Origin of the sequence: Candidatus Pantoea edessiphila (genome assembly GCF_002933315.1) — a bacterium.
Lineage (GTDB): Bacteria > Pseudomonadota > Gammaproteobacteria > Enterobacterales > Enterobacteriaceae > Pantoea_C.
Genome location: NZ_PDKT01000001.1, coordinates 340,278 through 356,879, shown reverse-complemented (window position 1 = coordinate 356,879; position 16,602 = coordinate 340,278). Strand labels below are relative to the sequence as shown.

Annotated in this window: 17 protein-coding genes and 1 other RNA gene; 8 read left to right on the top strand and 10 right to left on the bottom strand. The window is 26.6% G+C overall.

The features are described 5' to 3' along the window. Positions 1 to 3: 3 nt before the first annotated feature. The 6 genes from nrdE to smpB form a co-directional block, all read right to left on the bottom strand. The gene (gene nrdE, locus CRV12_RS01630) at positions 4 to 2,142 is read right to left on the bottom strand and encodes a class 1b ribonucleoside-diphosphate reductase subunit alpha (RefSeq protein WP_136130896.1); all 2,139 of its coding nucleotides are present in this window, start codon (positions 2,140 to 2,142) and stop codon (positions 4 to 6) included. After that, on the bottom strand, positions 2,136 to 2,525 hold the full coding sequence (nrdI, locus tag CRV12_RS01625; protein ID WP_136130895.1) for a class Ib ribonucleoside-diphosphate reductase assembly flavoprotein NrdI: 390 nt from the start codon (positions 2,523 to 2,525) through the stop codon (positions 2,136 to 2,138). The genes nrdE and nrdI overlap by 7 nt, the downstream gene beginning before the upstream one ends. Positions 2,526 to 2,529: 4 nt before the next feature. Continuing rightward, complete coding sequence (nrdH, locus tag CRV12_RS01620; protein WP_136130894.1) at positions 2,530 to 2,772, bottom strand: glutaredoxin-like protein NrdH; 243 nt, start codon at positions 2,770 to 2,772, stop codon at positions 2,530 to 2,532. Positions 2,773 to 3,049: 277 nt separating this feature from the next. After that, entirely contained in the window at positions 3,050 to 3,361 is a 312-nt protein-coding gene (locus tag CRV12_RS01615; RefSeq protein WP_136130893.1) for an ElaB/YgaM/YqjD family protein, read from the bottom strand. 329 nt (positions 3,362 to 3,690) lie between these two features. Next, positions 3,691 to 4,053: a transfer-messenger RNA gene (gene ssrA, locus CRV12_RS01610) on the bottom strand. Positions 4,054 to 4,104: 51 nt separating this feature from the next. After that, a complete protein-coding gene (smpB, locus tag CRV12_RS01605) occupies positions 4,105 to 4,587 on the bottom strand; it encodes an SsrA-binding protein SmpB (RefSeq protein ID WP_136130892.1) in 483 nt (160 codons plus the stop codon). Positions 4,588 to 4,792: 205 nt separating this feature from the next. On the opposite strand from smpB, the gene CRV12_RS01600 reads away from it, so the two are divergent. Next, positions 4,793 to 5,077, top strand: coding sequence for an RnfH family protein (locus tag CRV12_RS01600; RefSeq protein WP_241973762.1), 285 nt, complete (start codon positions 4,793 to 4,795; stop codon positions 5,075 to 5,077). Positions 5,078 to 5,099: 22 nt separating this feature from the next. Here the strand turns inward: CRV12_RS01600 and bamE are convergent, their stop codons facing one another. Continuing rightward, the gene (gene bamE, locus CRV12_RS01595) at positions 5,100 to 5,444 is read right to left on the bottom strand and encodes an outer membrane protein assembly factor BamE (RefSeq protein ID WP_136130890.1); all 345 of its coding nucleotides are present in this window, start codon (positions 5,442 to 5,444) and stop codon (positions 5,100 to 5,102) included. Between the two features lie 413 nt (positions 5,445 to 5,857). Continuing rightward, on the bottom strand, positions 5,858 to 6,739 hold the full coding sequence (gene nadK / locus CRV12_RS01590; protein ID WP_136130889.1) for an NAD(+) kinase: 882 nt from the start codon (positions 6,737 to 6,739) through the stop codon (positions 5,858 to 5,860). A gap of 122 nt (positions 6,740 to 6,861) precedes the next feature. On the opposite strand from nadK, the gene grpE reads away from it, so the two are divergent. Next, positions 6,862 to 7,611, top strand: a complete 750-nt coding sequence (grpE, locus tag CRV12_RS01585) for a nucleotide exchange factor GrpE (protein WP_241973756.1) — start codon at positions 6,862 to 6,864, stop codon at positions 7,609 to 7,611. Between the two features lie 56 nt (positions 7,612 to 7,667). Here grpE and ung read toward each other — a convergent pair whose 3' ends face one another. Continuing rightward, positions 7,668 to 8,354, bottom strand: coding sequence for a uracil-DNA glycosylase (gene ung, locus CRV12_RS01580; RefSeq protein WP_136130888.1), 687 nt, complete (start codon positions 8,352 to 8,354; stop codon positions 7,668 to 7,670). A 110-nt stretch (positions 8,355 to 8,464) separates the two neighbouring features. Then, positions 8,465 to 10,093, bottom strand: a complete 1,629-nt coding sequence (nadB, locus tag CRV12_RS01575) for an L-aspartate oxidase (protein WP_136130887.1) — start codon at positions 10,091 to 10,093, stop codon at positions 8,465 to 8,467. A 646-nt stretch (positions 10,094 to 10,739) separates the two neighbouring features. Here nadB and lepA point away from each other — a divergent pair. From lepA to acpS, 6 genes are all read left to right on the top strand, one after another. Beyond that, positions 10,740 to 12,539: a translation elongation factor 4 gene (gene lepA, locus CRV12_RS01570; RefSeq protein WP_136130886.1), complete on the top strand. Its 1,800-nt coding sequence runs from the start codon at positions 10,740 to 10,742 to the stop codon at positions 12,537 to 12,539. A gap of 14 nt (positions 12,540 to 12,553) precedes the next feature. Then, positions 12,554 to 13,486, top strand: a complete 933-nt coding sequence (lepB, locus tag CRV12_RS01565) for a signal peptidase I (protein ID WP_136130885.1) — start codon at positions 12,554 to 12,556, stop codon at positions 13,484 to 13,486. Positions 13,487 to 13,602: 116 nt separating this feature from the next. After that, complete coding sequence (rnc, locus tag CRV12_RS01560) at positions 13,603 to 14,283, top strand: ribonuclease III (protein ID WP_136130884.1); 681 nt, start codon at positions 13,603 to 13,605, stop codon at positions 14,281 to 14,283. Beyond that, positions 14,280 to 15,152: a GTPase Era gene (gene era, locus CRV12_RS01555; protein WP_136130883.1), complete on the top strand. Its 873-nt coding sequence runs from the start codon at positions 14,280 to 14,282 to the stop codon at positions 15,150 to 15,152. Before rnc ends, era begins: the two co-directional genes overlap by 4 nt. Positions 15,153 to 15,438: 286 nt before the next feature. Continuing rightward, entirely contained in the window at positions 15,439 to 16,170 is a 732-nt protein-coding gene (gene pdxJ / locus CRV12_RS01550) for a pyridoxine 5'-phosphate synthase (protein ID WP_136130882.1), read from the top strand. Continuing rightward, positions 16,170 to 16,550: a holo-ACP synthase gene (acpS, locus tag CRV12_RS01545; protein WP_136130881.1), complete on the top strand. Its 381-nt coding sequence runs from the start codon at positions 16,170 to 16,172 to the stop codon at positions 16,548 to 16,550. The genes pdxJ and acpS overlap by 1 nt, the downstream gene beginning before the upstream one ends. Positions 16,551 to 16,602 lie beyond the last annotated feature (52 nt).

Below are 16,602 nucleotides of genomic sequence, written 5' to 3'. Positions count from 1 at the left end.
TCATTATAATGTACATGAGATACAGCCTTTAACTTCTGTACCTTGAATAGCTGTTTGTCGAATTCGAATATAATAAAGTGTTTTTATACCTTTTTTCCAGGCATAAATTTGTGCTTTATTGATATCTCGAGTTGTTATGTCATCACGAAAAAATAGTGTTAATGATAAACCTTGATCAATATGCTGTGTAGCTTCAGCATATGTATCAATGATTGCTTTGTAACCTATTTGATATGCATCCTGATATAATTTTAAATTATTATTATTCATAAATGGTGCTGGATAATACACTCTTCCGGTTTTACCTTCTTTACGAATTTCAATACGTGAGACAATCGGATGAATACTTGAAGTTGCATGATTAATATAAGATATTGATCCTGTAGGCGGTATCGCTTGAAGATTTTGATTATATAAACCATATTTCATAACTTCCTCACGCAACGAAAACCAATCATTACAAGTAGGCAACTTAATGTTTGATTTTGCAAAGATTTTAATTACATGTTGAGTATAAGGATACCATTTACGTTGCAAATACTTATCAAAGTACATACCATTTGCATATCGAGATTCGGAGAATCCATCAAATGATTGATTAAGTTCTTTAGCTAAACGATTTGATGTAAGTAAAACATAATAAGTAATACAATAAAAATATATATTTGTAAAATCTAAGGCTTCAGGAGAACCATATTGAATACCTTCACGTGCTAAATAACCGTGTAAATTCATTTGTCCTAATCCAATCGCATGTGATTTCCTATTTCCTTTTTCAACTGATGGTACAGAATTTATTTCACTTATCATAGAAACAGCAGTTAATGCACGTATTGCTATATCAACAGTATGTTCTAAATCTTTTGAATCCATTGTATATGCAATATTTAATGAACCTAAATTACAAGATATATCTTTACCAATATGATAATAACTTAAATCGCTGTTAAACTTACTAGGAGTATTTATTTGCAATATTTCTGAGCATAAATTACTCATATTTATTCTTCCAGAAATTGGATTGCTACAATTTACTGTATCTTCGTACATAATATAAGGATATCCTGATTCGAATTGAATTTCTGCTAGAGTTTGAAAAAAATCTCTAGATTGTATATAAGTTTTATTAATGCGATTATCTGCAACCATTTCATCATACTTTTCACTAATGCTAATATCACTAAAAGCACAGCCGTAAAATTTTTTTATATCATAAGGTGAGAATAAAGCCATTTTTTTATTATCTTTTGCTAATTTAAATGTTATATCAGGTATTACTACTCCTAATGATAAAGTTTTAATACGAATTTTTTCATCAGCATTTTCACGTTTAGTGTCTAAAAAACGAAAAATATCAGGATGATGTGCATGTAACCAAACTGCACCTGCACCTTGACGAGCTCCTAATTGATTAGCATAGGAAAAAGCATCTTCTAATATTTTCATTAAAGGAATAACTCCAGAAGATTGATTCTTAATGCGCTTAATTGGTGCACCAAATTCACGTAAATTGGATAATAAAAAGGATACTCCTCCTCCTCGTTTAGATAGCTGTAAAGCTGAATTTACTGCACGACCGATAGACTCCATGTTATCTTCAATCCTTATTAGAAAACAAGAAACTAATTCACCTCGTTGTTTTTTTCCACAATTAAGAAATGTCGGAGTAGCAGGTTGAAAACGACCACTTAGTATTTCTTCTAATATATTATTTGCTAATAATTTGTTACCCTTAGCTAAAGTTAATGCTACCATACAAGTTCTTTGTTCAAAAGTTTCAAGGTAATATTTACCATCAAATGTTTTTAATGTATAGCTAGTATAATATTTCCATGCACCAAGGAAAGTTTTAAATTTAAATCCCCAATTGTCTGCTTTATTATGAAAATTGCATAAGAACTCAAAAGTATATTGATTTAATATCTCAGTTTCATAATAACCTTCTTGAATTAGATAATTTAATCTTTCTGATACTGAACTAAAATTTATAGTATTAGGATTAACGTGTTGAATAAAAAATTGACGGATTGCTTCATGGTCCTTATCAAATTGAATTAAACCATCTTTATCGTATAGATTTAACATAGCATTTAGTGCATGATAATCTAATTTTATATTACTGAAATTATCAGTTGTTACCAAAATTGTGTTACTCCTGCTTTTACATTAGCAATATCGCTAGGGGTACCCATTAACTCAAATCTATAGAGATAAGGAACGTGGCATTTTCTAGCAATGATATCTCCAGCTATACAATAGCCTTTCCCAAAATTACGATTACCAGCAGCTATCACTCCACGAATACCATTTCTATTAGATTTATCATTAAGAAATTGTATTACTTGTTTAGGAACAGCACCTTTACTACCACCACCACCATAGCTTGGTACTAATAGAATATAAGGTCTTTTTATCTTTAATTTTTGTTTAATATCTAAAGGTATTCTATCAGCCGGTAAGTTTAAACACATGATAAATCTATATGTATTTTCTGAGTGGCTGGAAAAATAAACCAGTGGTAACATCTTATTATCCTCTAACATCAGTTAGTTGACATAAATCAGCAATTTTATCTGGACGAAAACCACTCCAGTGATCATTATTAGTTATCACTACAGGCATTTGATAATACCCAAGTGATTTCAAATTTTCAATGGCTTCTGGTTGGATATCAATATTAATTAATTTGTATTCTATCCCTTTTCTATTCATGGCATTTTTTGTTGCTTCACATTGAATACAATTACTTTTAAAATACACAATAATACTCATAATTGATTTTTCTCTTTTTTATTTTCAAATTTCAATATTTTATCCTTGTCTGAAATAGTAAGTCATATATTTTTGGAACAAATATTAAATATTGTATTTTTAAAGGTCAAGATTATTATGTATATAATTTTAAATTTGTTAATAAATTGCATTAGTAAACAAATAGGTATTATATGATTTTTTTGGATATAAATTTTTTGTTAAAATGTCAATTAATATTTGTTATAAAAAGCCCCGCATCTGCGAGGCCTTGTAAAATTTTCTAAAATATTATAAGTTAACGTCTTGAAAATAATAATATACTTAACATAAGTCCTAATGTGGTACCTATGCTAACACCATACCATGGTTTTTCATGTATATATGTATCAATTTGATTAATTATATTTTTCGTCTCTTGATACATATCATTATTAATTGGTTTATTTCTATTTTTTTTTAAAATTTTTTCTGCGTAATTGCGAGCTTTAATTATTTCATCCTTTGATTCATTTCCATAGGATTTTAATAAACTTCTAAGTGAATTTATCATTTCTTTTATATTCTGATTCATATTAATATTATTATATTCTTTGGTTTGATTGAACATTTTTGCTCTATTCCCCCTTTTTTAATTAATAATATAATAAACTAAGTTTAGACGACCCTGTGAATAAAGGAGATTCTAATTTAAATAACTCAATAATATTTTAATTATTTTATGTAACTTTAATAATTCCTTACGTATAAATTACATAAAATCATTACATTTAATTATGTTATTAATATATGACATAATTCAATTGGATGTTGCATATTAAAGTCGATAGGTTTTTCAAAGTAGAATGTATACTATAATTGATTGAATAAATTATCATTGCTTTTGCTACAAGCAATCAATAACTTTAAATGTTATAGTCTTACCTTAGCTCTATTTTTTGGTGGAGCTGGCGGGATTTGAACCCGCGTCCGAAAGTCCTACGTCTTGAGTACTACATGTTTAGTCTATCTTTTTGTTATTTAATAAACGCGGTTAGACACGCTTCTATCAAATTATCCTAAATGAAATTTAACACTTTTAACCTCTTAGGCAAGCTTAATAGTGCGATCTCTCTAGTTGACCTTTCTTTTTCCTATTTCAAGAGAAAAATTAGGTAGAAAGGGCCTCTACAGCTTATTAGGCTGCTAAAGCGTATTTTTTATCGTTTGCTACTATTTTTTTTGCGGTTTATTAACGAGGCCTACCGCACCTCGACATGCACCTTAGATTTCGAAAATTTCGTCAAATCCAGAATCAGCCCCTAACTATCTTTTTTGCAATACTAGCAAAAATATCATCAATAATCTAGTATTTCATAATTTGGAATTTTTTAGAATTCTTTCTTTATTAATTTTCCATTCTCGATCTTTAATAGTATCACGTTTATTATATTGTTTTTTGCCACGTGCAATACCAATTTTCAATTTACACCAAGCTTTTTTCCAATACATCATTAACGCAATAATAGTATAACCTTTTTGTTTTTTGTTGTAATTTAAGAAATTAATTTCAGATCTAGTTAATAATAATTTGCGATCTCTTTTAGGATTAATAATATTATTATTAGAAACATATGCTAAAGGTTGAAACATAGATCCTGATAGATATGCTTCTTCATTATGTATTAAAATATAACTATCACTTATATTAATTTTTCCAGCTCTTAGTGATTTTACTTCCCATCCATATAGCACTAAACCAGCTTCAAATTCATTATCAATATAATATTCATAGTAAGCAGCTTTATTTTTAGTAATAATATTAGAATCAAGCTTATTTAATTTTTTTTTCATTATTTATAATTTTCTATAGTTTGATATTGTAATTTAGGTTATATATACTTTTTTATTTGTCATAAAAGACTCAATCTATTAATATAAAAATAATAAATTTTATTACTTATATTATTTATGATACATTAAAAGTGAATTTTTTAAGATTTAATGTTTATTTCATAATAGCGTATAAAAAATTATTTTAAGAGGTTCTCTAGTGTCTAAGATGTATGTAGAGTTAGTTTATGCTGTTGCTCAAAAATATTATCATTTTTATTTTGAATTCAATAATCATAGTACAGTTAAAGAACTCATTGAAATATCAGGAATATTAGAACTACATAATGAAATAAACCTTAACGACAATAAAATTGGTATTTATGGAAAGTTAATTGATTTAGAACATATAGTCAAAGAAGGTGATAGAATAGAAATTTATCGTTCGTTACCTTTAAATCCCATAGAATTACGTCGTCAATTAATAAAGAAGCATGTAAAAAATAGAAAATAATAAATGAAAAATAAAATTTCGCTTATTTAAAATCCTTGATATTTCTAATATAAGTTAATATACCTTTATTGTTAAAACCTAGTATCAAAGTTTGATGTTTGGATTTACCATATCCTAATTTTTGAATAGATACATAATACCAAATATCACTACTAAAAGATGATTTTATCAAAGGCGTGCCAAGTATTTTAATAACTTGTTGTTGTGTCATACCCTTACTTATTTTATCAATATTATCTATCATGAAGCAATTACCTTGATTTATTTCTGGATCATAGATAATTTTTTTTATGTTATATCCTGAACAACCTGAAATTATAAAAAATATTATAAATAATACAAAGAAAAAATATTTTTTTTGATTCATATATAAATTACCTTTTTATCAAAGTTCAAATTTTTTAATTAAAATAGTGAATAATCTACTATATAACAGATAAATATGAAAAAATTTTATTGTAAATGAATTTATAAAACTCAATTATTTAAGTAAATATACTTATATAATAAATATACTTATATAAATAGATATATTTAATTATCAATAAGAATAATAGATAATAAAGAAAATCATACAAAATATTATAGCAAATCTAGTTTACTAAAATGTAGTAATTTATTTTTTTATGTATTATGTCCAAAATAAGTTATTTGCAAATAAAAAATTACAATTAAATCTTTTTTTAAAGAAAATTTGTTTTTATAGAAAATAAAAAAATTAATAAATTTTGTTATTTGTTTTGCAAACTATAAAATTATATTTTTTCATACATAAATACACTAGAAAAGTTTTTTAGCCCAATTTAATTTAGAATTTAATGTATTGAAATAGCAGTAGTTATTAGGATGAATTAGACTAAGTTTATTTTTACTACGACTAACTAATATATCCGATTCTTCTTCGATAGGAATTACAATTTGACTATCAAAGCTGATCTTGATTTTTTTGTGAAGAGGGTGACAGCGTAATTTAATTATACTATTGCTATTAATAACTAATGGTCTCATAGATAAAGTATGTGGAAACATTGGTATTAAGGCAATTGCTTCTAGACAAGGTGTTAAAATAGGACCACCAGCAGATAGAGAATACGCGGTTGATCCAGTAGGTGTGGATATAATTAATCCATCTGATCTTTGCGAAAAAGCAAAAATATCATCGATATAAACTTCAAATTCAATCATATGTGCAATTATGCCTGAATGTAATACTATTTCATTCATAGCAAGACCAATATTTTTATAATAATTTTTGTTAATAATTTTAGCTTCCAATAAAAAGCGATCTTCTATAAGATAATTTCCTTTTAATACCTCATTCAATTGAAATTGAGAATTATTTGGCTCAAGGTCAGTTAAAAATCCGAGATTACCTTTATTAATTCCTATAACTTTAATATCATATTTTGATAGAACACGAGCTGCTCCTAGCATATTACCGTCACCTCCAACCACAATAGCTAAATCTGCATTTTGACCAATATCCCTTAAAGTAATATCAGTTTTCAATTCATTTAATGCTATTTTTTGAGCTATTTTATTTTCTATTAATACATGATAGCCTTTTTTAGTTAACCATCCCCAAAGCATTTTATAAGTAGAAATTATGCCAGGAGAATCTATATAACCTAAAATACCGATATAATTAAAGTATTTTTTCATATGTTATATAATCCTCAACAACCTAAAATACAAACAATATTATTGTTTCATATTGAAACAAGTAAATCGATCTCTATAATAAGCTAACTATTAAAATATAATTTATAAAATATGGAAAAAAAATGAATAATAAAGAACAAAATATAAATAATAATACTCCATTAAATCATAAAGATGATGCAATGTTTGAGCAAACACAATCAGTTGAGCAAACACAATCAGTTGAGCAAACACAATCAGTTGAGCAAACACAATCAGTTGAGCAAACACAATCAGTTGATCAAACACAATCAGTTGATCAAACACAATCAGTTGATCAAACACAATCAGTTGATCAAACACAATCAGTTGATCAAACACAATCAGTTGATCAAACACAATCAGTTGTATTAAAATTAAATGAACACATTTTAATACTTGAAGAAAAATTATTGCAATATCAAACTAATATACTTGATTTAAAATTACGTAATCAAGCAAAAATTGAAAATATTCTCCGTCGTACTAAAATAGATATAGAGAAAAATCATAAATTCGCAATAGAAAAATTCAGTGTTGAATTATTACCTGTAATTGATAATCTTGAACGTGCATTAGAGGTTGCTAGTCAAGAAAAAGGTTTGCCAATATCTATGGTGCAGGGTATTGAATTAACATTGAAATCATTAATGAATGCAATGGGTAAATTTGGAGTACAAGTAATAGATAAAGTGAATGTACTATTTGATCCTACCATACATCAAGCAATTTCTGTTACAGAATCAAATACTATGCCTTCTAATCATGTTTTTTCAATAATGCAACGGGGTTATATATTAAACGGTCGATTATTACGTCCTGCAATTGTTGTAGTAACAAAAACAAAAGAATAATTTTTATTATAATTATCTTATCACAACCGGATTAAAATCGGTTGTGATAAATGCTGTTATTTTATACATTTAATTATTGGTGTCCACATTATAGGAGTTTTGCTTTGTTTAATTAGCAATTTATTAGTCTTTGAAAAATGTTTGCATCCAAAAAAACCTAGATGCGCAGATCTTGGAGAAGGATGAGGTGCTCGCAATACATAATGACGCTGCAGATCTATAATATTACCTTTATTTTGTGCGTGAATACCCCAAAGTAAAAAAATTATTCCGTTACAATTATAATTAATAACATCAATTACCTTGTTAGTGAATATTTCCCAACCAAATTGTGCATGAGAATGTACTTTTCCTTCTTCTACTGTCAGTATAGTGTTTAACAACATTATACCTTGTTCAGCCCAACTTTCAAGAAAACCATGATTTGGTTGTTTAAAATCGGAAATATCTTGCAATAGTTCTTTATAAATATTTCTTAAAGAAGGCGGTATTTTAGTACCAGGTAATACAGAAAAAGCTAATCCATGTGCTTGATTTGGTCTACAATAAGGGTCTTGTCCTAAGATAACAACTTTAATATCTTTTAGTTCAGTAAGACGAAAAGCATTAAACACATTCTCTTGTGATGGATAAATTGTTATGCCAGCAGCACGTCTATTATTAATTAATCTTAATGTATTAACAAAATAGGATTTCTTTTTTTCTTCTGATAATACATGACGCCATTTTAGCATATTATTCATATTTAAAATACCTAATTTAATAGAGTGAAACATCTTTTAATTTGTTAAAAAAGATTATTAAAGAGTTTAAAAATAATTTTTTTTAAACAAAATATTGGATTTAAGTTTCATTACTTATTACAAGTATTTGGTACTAAAATTGTTGGCACTGCTTTAGGTAATAAATTAGGATATTCATAAATATAATGTAAGCCTCTACTCTCTTTTCTTTTTATAGCAGAATATATTATTAATTCTGCTATTTGTACTAAATTTCTAATGTCTAATAATTTATCAGATAAATAAAAATTATTATAATATTTATCTATCTTATTTTTTAATAAATTTATATTATATTTTGCAAATTTAAGAGATTTAGTAGTACGTTCTATACCAACACAATTCGACATAAAATTTCTAATTTTATTTAAATCTTCTGTTAGATTTAATTCGCTCAAATTGTATTTTTTTTGATCTATTACTGCATTAAAAGATGGTAATAAATCTATTATTCTAATATTAGGTAATACATCAATTAGATGTTTTGATAAAGACCAACTATAAACTAAACATTCCAACAAAGAATTTGACGCCATGCGATTTGCACCATGAAGACCAGTATAGCTTACTTCACCAATTGCGTAGAGACAATTAGTATCAGTTCTACCTAACTTGTCAACCATAACTCCTCCGCAAGTATAATGTGCAGCTGGTACTATAGGAATTATATCTTTTGTTAAATCAAATCCAAACTCTAATAATTTGCTATAAATAATTGGAAAATGATCAAAAATAAATTGTTTTGATTTATGAGTAATATCTAAGTATACGCATTCTATGTTATTATTTTTTATTTCACGTGCAATAGCTCTTGATACAATATCTCTTGGTGCTAACTCAGCACGTTTATCAATATCCAACATAAAACGATATTTATCAGGACGTATTAACACAGCACCTTCACCACGTAAAGCTTCTGTTAATAAAAAATTATGACCATCAGGATGAAAAAAACAAGTAGGATGAAATTGATTAAATTCTAGATTGGCTACACGACAACCAGCACGCCAAGCCATAGCAATACCATCTCCTGATGATACATTAGGATTAGTAGTATATTTATATACTCTTGATGCGCCTCCTGTTGCTAAAATAACTGTTTTAGCACAACAAGTTTCAATTTTTCTTTTGTTGCAATTCCACAACCAAGCTCCTACCACACGCCTTGGAATTGGTAAATCAATTTTATCTGAAATTATTAAATCTATTCCAATCATATATTCAATAATATTAATATTTTTGTGTTTTAGTACTTTATTTACTAAAGTATTTTCAATTTGCAGTCCCGTGCAGTCAGCACTATGTAAGATGCGTCTATAACTATGTCCACCTTCTTTATGAAGGTGATAATTTATTTTCCCATTATTTATTGAATCAATATCAAAATTAACACCATTATTAATTAACCAATTCACACATGTTTTCGCATTGTTTACAATGAATGATACTACATCATAATCACATAAACCAGTTCCAGCAATTAGAGTATCTTTAATATGAGAATCAAGATTATCTTGTTTATCAAATACTGCAGCTATTCCTCCTTGAGCATATAAGGTTGCGCTTTCATGTATTTTTGATTTAGTTACAAGAATGATTTTATAGTAGTTTGGCAACCGTAATGCTAAAGATAGACCAGATATACCGCTTCCTATAATCAAGACATCACATTTATGATCAGGTAATGAATGTTTTTGCATTGTTTTTAATAAAAGTTAATATAGTAGTTTTTAAGGATAAATATAATAAAATATTTTAAATGTTTCTCTAAAAATATTTTATTTCGACTTTAAAAAATAACTCTTTTCATAATACTTGTTTATTACAAATTAAAACAATAAAAATTAATTATCTTTGTTATTTAAAAATAAATTCAGTTAATAACTACGCAATTTAATTAAAATAAGATAAATACTTTGCATTATATATCTATATTATTATTTTAATGAAACTATTTCTTAAGTGGTATACAAAATAATTTTTAAATATTTAATATTGAATTTGTTTAACTAACTGTGTTTTGTTAAAATAATTTTTATTCTAATAATTTATTAGTAAATAATTAATTATAAAAATATTTTAATTTCTTTATAATTAATTATTTTTTATTAGACTATATAAAATTTAGTATAGTTATAAAAATTAGTAAATTACGGAAAATATTATATTTTCCATATAATATTGAATGTAAAAATTAAAAAATAACTATAAATGTATTAATTTTTATATTTTAATGCAAAAAAATTATAGATATTTTAGTTATTAAATTAATATAAAAAAACAAAATATCTTATGCAAGTAAGATATTATCAATTTTCTAAAAATTTTATTAATAAAATCAATATAATGAAAAAAATAAGAAATTTTTCTATTATTGCACATATCGATCATGGAAAATCAACATTATCTGATCGGTTAATTCAAATCTGTGGTGGATTAACTGATAGAGAGATGTCTGAACAAGTACTTGATTCCATGGATATAGAGCGTGAACGAGGTATTACAATAAAGGCTCAAAGTGTAAGTCTTACTTATAAGGCAAAAGATAATAAAATTTATAAATTAAATTTTATCGATACTCCAGGACATGTAGATTTTTCTTACGAAGTTTCTCGTTCTCTTGCAGCGTGTGAAGGTGCATTATTAATAGTTGATGCTGTTCAGGGAGTACAAGTACAAACTTTAGCAAATTGCTACACAGCAATTGACATGAACTTAGAAGTTTTACCAATTTTGAATAAAGTTGATTTATTATCATCTAACCCAAACCGTGTAACTAAAGAAATTGAAGATATAATTGGTATTGATGCAACTAAAGCGATAACTTGTTCCGCGAAAACAGGATATGGTGTAAAAGAAGTTTTAGAAGCTATTGTAGTCAATATTCCACCACCAACAGGTAATCCTAGTGATCCATTACAAGCACTTATCATTGATTCATGGTTTGATAAATATCTTGGATCAATATTTTTAATAAGAATTAAAAATGGCACCTTACTTAAGGGTGATAAAATAAAGATATTTAGCAATAATCGTACATATTATGCTGATAGAATTGGTATTTTCACTCCAAAAAAAGTAGATCGTGAAATACTAAGATGTGGTGAAGTAGGTTGGGTAATATGTACTATTAAGAATAGTATTAGTAATTTAGTAGGTGATACTTTAACACACGCATACAAACCAACTGATAAAGCATTACCTGGTTTTAAAAAAATTAAACCACAGGTTTATGCTGGTTTATTTCCAACTACACCAAATGGTTATGAATTATTTCGAGATGCACTTAGTAAATTAAGTTTAAATGATGCATCTTTGTTTTATGAACCAGAAACATCAAATGTACTCGGATTTGGTTTTAGATGTGGATTTTTAGGTATGTTACATATGGAAATTGTTAAAGAACGACTAGAACGCGAGTATAATCTTAGCTTAATTACTACATCACCAACAGTTGCATATGAAATAAAAATTGTTAATGATGATATCATTTATATCGATAATCCATCTAAACTACCACCAACTAATAATATTAAAGAACTGCGTGAACCAATTGTTATTTGTAATATTTTACTGCCAAAAAAATATTTAGGAAAAATTATTACACTATGTGTTCAAAAAAGAGGTATACAAACTGAGATAATATATCATGGAAATCAGGTATCACTTAAATATGATATACCAATGGCAGAAATAGTTTCAGATTTTTCTGATCGACTCAAATCCATATCAAATGGTCATGCATCTTTAGATTATAATTTCAAATGTTTTCAGGTTTCTAACATGGTTCGTGTTGATATTTTAATTAATTCTCAACGAGTTGATGCATTGACACTAATTACTCATCGAGATAATGCTAAAAATATGGGGAAAAATTTAATTGAAAAATTAAAAGAAATCATCCCTCGTCAGCAATTTGATATTGTACTTCAAGCAGCGATTGGAAATCATATTATATCACGTACAAATATTAAACAATTACGTAAAAATGTTTTAGCTAAATGTTATGGAGGTGATGTTAGTCGCAAAAAAAAACTTATACAAAAGCAAAAAGAAGGAAAAAAAAGAATGAAATTAATCGGTAATGTTGCATTACCACAAGAAGTATTTCTAGCTATCTTACATATTGGTAATGATAAAAAATAAAGGAACCTTAAAAAATGGTTAATAATTTTTCTTTAATTTTATTTATTGTAACATTACTTGCTGGTATTTTTTGGGTTATTGATTATTTTCAATGGCCATTTAAAAGTAATGAATTTATAGATAAAAAAAATTCTACAATTTTAGTTTTTTTAGAGACATGTATTAAACATATAGCATCAATATTTCCTACACTGATGGTTGTATTTCTTTTTCGTTCTTTTTGTTATGAGCCATTTCAAATACCTTCTGGTTCAATGATGCCGACTTTATTGATTGGGGATTTTATTTTAGTAAATAAATTTACATATGGAATTAAAAATCCAATCACACAAAATACATTAATTACCATTGGCAAGCCTAAACGCGGTGATATTGCAGTTTTTAAATATCCAAAAGATCCAAAACTTAATTATATTAAACGTATTATCGGTATTCCAGGAGATAAAGTAACCTATAATCCTTATAGCAAAAAACTCGAAATAAGTCCAAAGTGTAATAACAAAAAAAATTGTAATAATTTTTTACAAATTACCTACACTAATATTAAACCAAGTAATTTCATTCAAACTTTTAATGAAAAAATTGAAACAAATGATTTTTATCAAATATCTAAAAACAAAGATATAAAAGAAGGTATTCGTTTGAATACACGAAAAGAAATAATAGGTAAAGTTAATCACGATATTTTACTTGCAAATGAAATAGGTAGTCAAGTTGATCTATATTACCAACAAACTAGTAAATCAAGAACAAGTTGGATAGTCCCAGAAGGACAATATTTTGTAATGGGTGATAATCGTGATAATAGTGCAGATAGTAGATATTGGGGATTTGTTCCTGAAGATAATTTCATCGGTAAAGCGACCTTTATTTGGATAAGTTTTGAAAAACAGGAAAGCATTTGGCCTCATGGAATTAGATTGAGCAGAATTGGTATTATTAAATAAAATAATTTTTAATTAATTTTTTATTAAAGAGGTGAATATGAAGAAAATAAAAATAAGTTAAATACTTAATTTCATTTTTATATTAAGATTTATAAGTGTAAAAAATTTGGAATCACATGAATCATTTTTTGACAAAGAAACTTCAAAACAAACTTGGCTATACTTTTATAGATTTAGAACTTTTAAAACAAGCATTAACACATCGTAGTGCAAATAGTAAACATAATGAACGTCTTGAATTTCTTGGTGATTCTATCCTTAATTATGTAATTGCAAATGTACTTTACCATAAATTTCCAAATATAAATGAAGGAGATATGAGTCGTATGCGTGCTACCTTAGTAAGAGGTAATACTTTAGCTGAAATGGCTCGCAAATTTGAACTTGGTGAGTGTTTACGCTTAGGTGTAGGTGAATTAAAAAGTGGTGGTTTTCGTCGTGAATCTATTCTTGCAGATACAGTAGAAGCAATTATTGGTGGTATTTTTCTTGACAGTAATATTTATACAATAGAACAATTAATTTTAAACTGGTATCAAACTCAATTAAATGAAATAAGTCCTGGAGACAAACAAAAAGATAATAAAACTCGTTTACAAGAATATTTACAAAGTAGACATTTACCATTACCAGCTTATTTAATGGTAATGGTACGCGGTGAAGCTCATGATCAAGAATTTACAATTCATTGTCAAGTTAGTGGAATAACTAAACCGATTATAGGTGTAGGTTTTAGTCGTCGTAAAGCAGAACAAGCTGCTGCTAAACAGGCTTTAATTACATTAGGAATTAAATGAATAACTATATTACTTACTGTGGATTTGTAGCAATCATAGGTCGATCTAACGTTGGAAAATCTACCTTGATTAATCAGCTTTTAGGCGAAAAAATATCAATTACTTCTCGTAAATTTAAAACTACTCGCCAATGTATTACTGGTATTTATACAGAAGGAAAATATCAAATTATTTATTTAGATACTCCTGGTTTGGATTTAAAACATCATAATACATCACTAATACATCAAAATTTATCTGCTAATTTTTTAATAGACAAAACAATTAAAGATGTCGATTTAATCATTTTTGTAGTAGACAGCATTATTTGGACTATTAATGATGAAGCAATATTGAATAAATTATCTAGCAATAAAACCCCCCTAATTTTGGCTATAAACAAAATAGATAATGTTCAAAATAAGATTAACTTATTACCTTATATCCAATTTATCAGTAAAAAAAGAAATTTTTTTGAAATTGTACCTATATCTGCTAAAAAGGGTAAAAATATAAATTCTATTCTAGAAATTATCAAGAAAAAACTACCAAAGCATAATCATTTGTATTCTAAAGAATACATAACTACCTGTTCTGAACGTTTTATAGCATCAGAAATTATTAGAGAAAAATTAATGCGTTTTCTTGGAGAAGAAATACCTTATGAATCTAGTGTTGAAATTGAAAATTTTACCATTATTAATGGCAATTATAATATCAATGGTACAATATTAGTTAAAAACAATAATCAAAAAAAAATAATAATTGGTCATAAAGGTAATAAAATTAAAACTATTAGTAAAGAAGCACGTTTAGAAATGGAAAAAATATTTAAAACTAAAACGTGTCTTTACCTATGGATAAAAACCTATCCTTATTTAATAAGTTAAAAATATTTATTTACGTTTTATTTATATAAAAATTTTAATCAATATAATATTAACAAGCTATTGCTTTAATATATCTTATTATTTTTTTTAAATAAGAAATTTACAATTAATTTCAGTAAAGATTAGAATTTACTTATTGTATCTTTAATTAGAATAGTAACTTATTATGATAGTATTATATAATAACTGCAGTGAAAAATACAATAAAAAACCATAACTCATTTAAATAATAGCTGTATTATTTAAATGAGTTATGGTTTTTTATAAAATTAATTAAAGGGAAATTATGAATGATTTGCTGTTAGGTGTAAATATTGATCACGTAGGTACAATACGTAATGTACGTGGTACTAGTTATCCTGATCCCGTATTAGCTGCTTTGATTGCTGAACAGTCAGGTGCAGATAGTATTACAATTCATTTACGTGAAGATCGCCGTCATATTACAGATCGTGATGTTAAAATAATCAGTAAGACACTTCAAACTCGTATGAATTTAGAGATGGCTATTGACAAAGATATAATGAATTTAGCTTGTCAAATCAAACCATATTCTTGTTGTTTAGTACCTGAAAGACGTCAAGAAATTACTACTGAAGGCGGATTAGATATATATAATAATCAAGATCAAGTTAACAAGGCAGTGAAATTATTAAGAAATTCAGGAATAGTAGTTTCATTGTTTATTGATGCTAATCAAATACAGATTGAAGCTGCATTAAATACTGGAGCTGAATATATTGAAGTTCATACTGGTACATATTCAGCGTTAACAGAAGGTATATTACGTAATAGAGAATTAGATCGTATTAGTCATGCCGTAAATTTCGCTGCGCAGCATGGATTAAAGATAAATGCTGGACATGGTTTAAATTACCATAATGTTATACCAATTGCATTAATACCTGAAATACATGAATTAAATATAGGACATTCTATTATTAGTTATGCTGTAATTAAAGGTTTATCAACTGCAGTAAAAGATATGAAGCAGTTATTAAGAGAAGTACGTAGGTAATGAGTATTTTAGGAATAGGAACTGATATTGTTGAAATAGAACGTGTTATTAAAGTAATAAATCGTTTTGGTAACTGTTTAGCAAACAGAATTTTAACTGAATTTGAATATCAACAATATCAATTGCACAAAAGACCAGCAAGATTTTTAGCTAAACGTTTAGCTGTTAAAGAAGCGGCAGCAAAAGCTTTAGGTACTGGTATACGTTGTGGTTTAGCATTTAATCATTTTGAAGTTTTTAATGATGAATTAGGAAAACCAAAATTAATATTTTTCCAAAAAGTAAATGAACTAGCAAAAAAATTAGGGGTAAGAAATATACATGTTGCTTTAACAGATGAACGTTACTATGCATGTGCTATGGTAATTATAGAAAGCTAGATAATTAAAATGAATTTATAAGAAATTTTATTTTTAGATTTAAAAACATTTA

What these genes read in the sequence shown, in the direction of transcription:
- lepA (WP_136130886.1), top strand. Translation starts at nt 10,740, where the DNA reads ATGAAAAAAATAAGAAATTTTTCTATTATTGCACATATCGATCATGGA.
- CRV12_RS01600 (WP_241973762.1), top strand. Translation starts at nt 4,793, where the DNA reads ATGTATGTAGAGTTAGTTTATGCTGTTGCTCAAAAATATTATCATTTT.
- era (WP_136130883.1), top strand. Translation starts at nt 14,280, where the DNA reads ATGAATAACTATATTACTTACTGTGGATTTGTAGCAATCATAGGTCGA.
- nadK (WP_136130889.1), bottom strand. Translation starts at nt 6,739, where the DNA reads ATGAAAAAATACTTTAATTATATCGGTATTTTAGGTTATATAGATTCT.
- rnc (WP_136130884.1), top strand. Translation starts at nt 13,603, where the DNA reads ATGAATCATTTTTTGACAAAGAAACTTCAAAACAAACTTGGCTATACT.
- lepB (WP_136130885.1), top strand. Translation starts at nt 12,554, where the DNA reads ATGGTTAATAATTTTTCTTTAATTTTATTTATTGTAACATTACTTGCT.
- ung (WP_136130888.1), bottom strand. Translation starts at nt 8,354, where the DNA reads ATGAATAATATGCTAAAATGGCGTCATGTATTATCAGAAGAAAAAAAG.
- grpE (WP_241973756.1), top strand. Translation starts at nt 6,862, where the DNA reads ATGAATAATAAAGAACAAAATATAAATAATAATACTCCATTAAATCAT.
- pdxJ (WP_136130882.1), top strand. Translation starts at nt 15,439, where the DNA reads ATGAATGATTTGCTGTTAGGTGTAAATATTGATCACGTAGGTACAATA.
- CRV12_RS01615 (WP_136130893.1), bottom strand. Translation starts at nt 3,361, where the DNA reads ATGTTCAATCAAACCAAAGAATATAATAATATTAATATGAATCAGAAT.
- bamE (WP_136130890.1), bottom strand. Translation starts at nt 5,444, where the DNA reads ATGAATCAAAAAAAATATTTTTTCTTTGTATTATTTATAATATTTTTT.
- nadB (WP_136130887.1), bottom strand. Translation starts at nt 10,093, where the DNA reads ATGCAAAAACATTCATTACCTGATCATAAATGTGATGTCTTGATTATA.
- acpS (WP_136130881.1), top strand. Translation starts at nt 16,170, where the DNA reads ATGAGTATTTTAGGAATAGGAACTGATATTGTTGAAATAGAACGTGTT.
- nrdI (WP_136130895.1), bottom strand. Translation starts at nt 2,525, where the DNA reads ATGTTACCACTGGTTTATTTTTCCAGCCACTCAGAAAATACATATAGA.
- nrdH (WP_136130894.1), bottom strand. Translation starts at nt 2,772, where the DNA reads ATGAGTATTATTGTGTATTTTAAAAGTAATTGTATTCAATGTGAAGCA.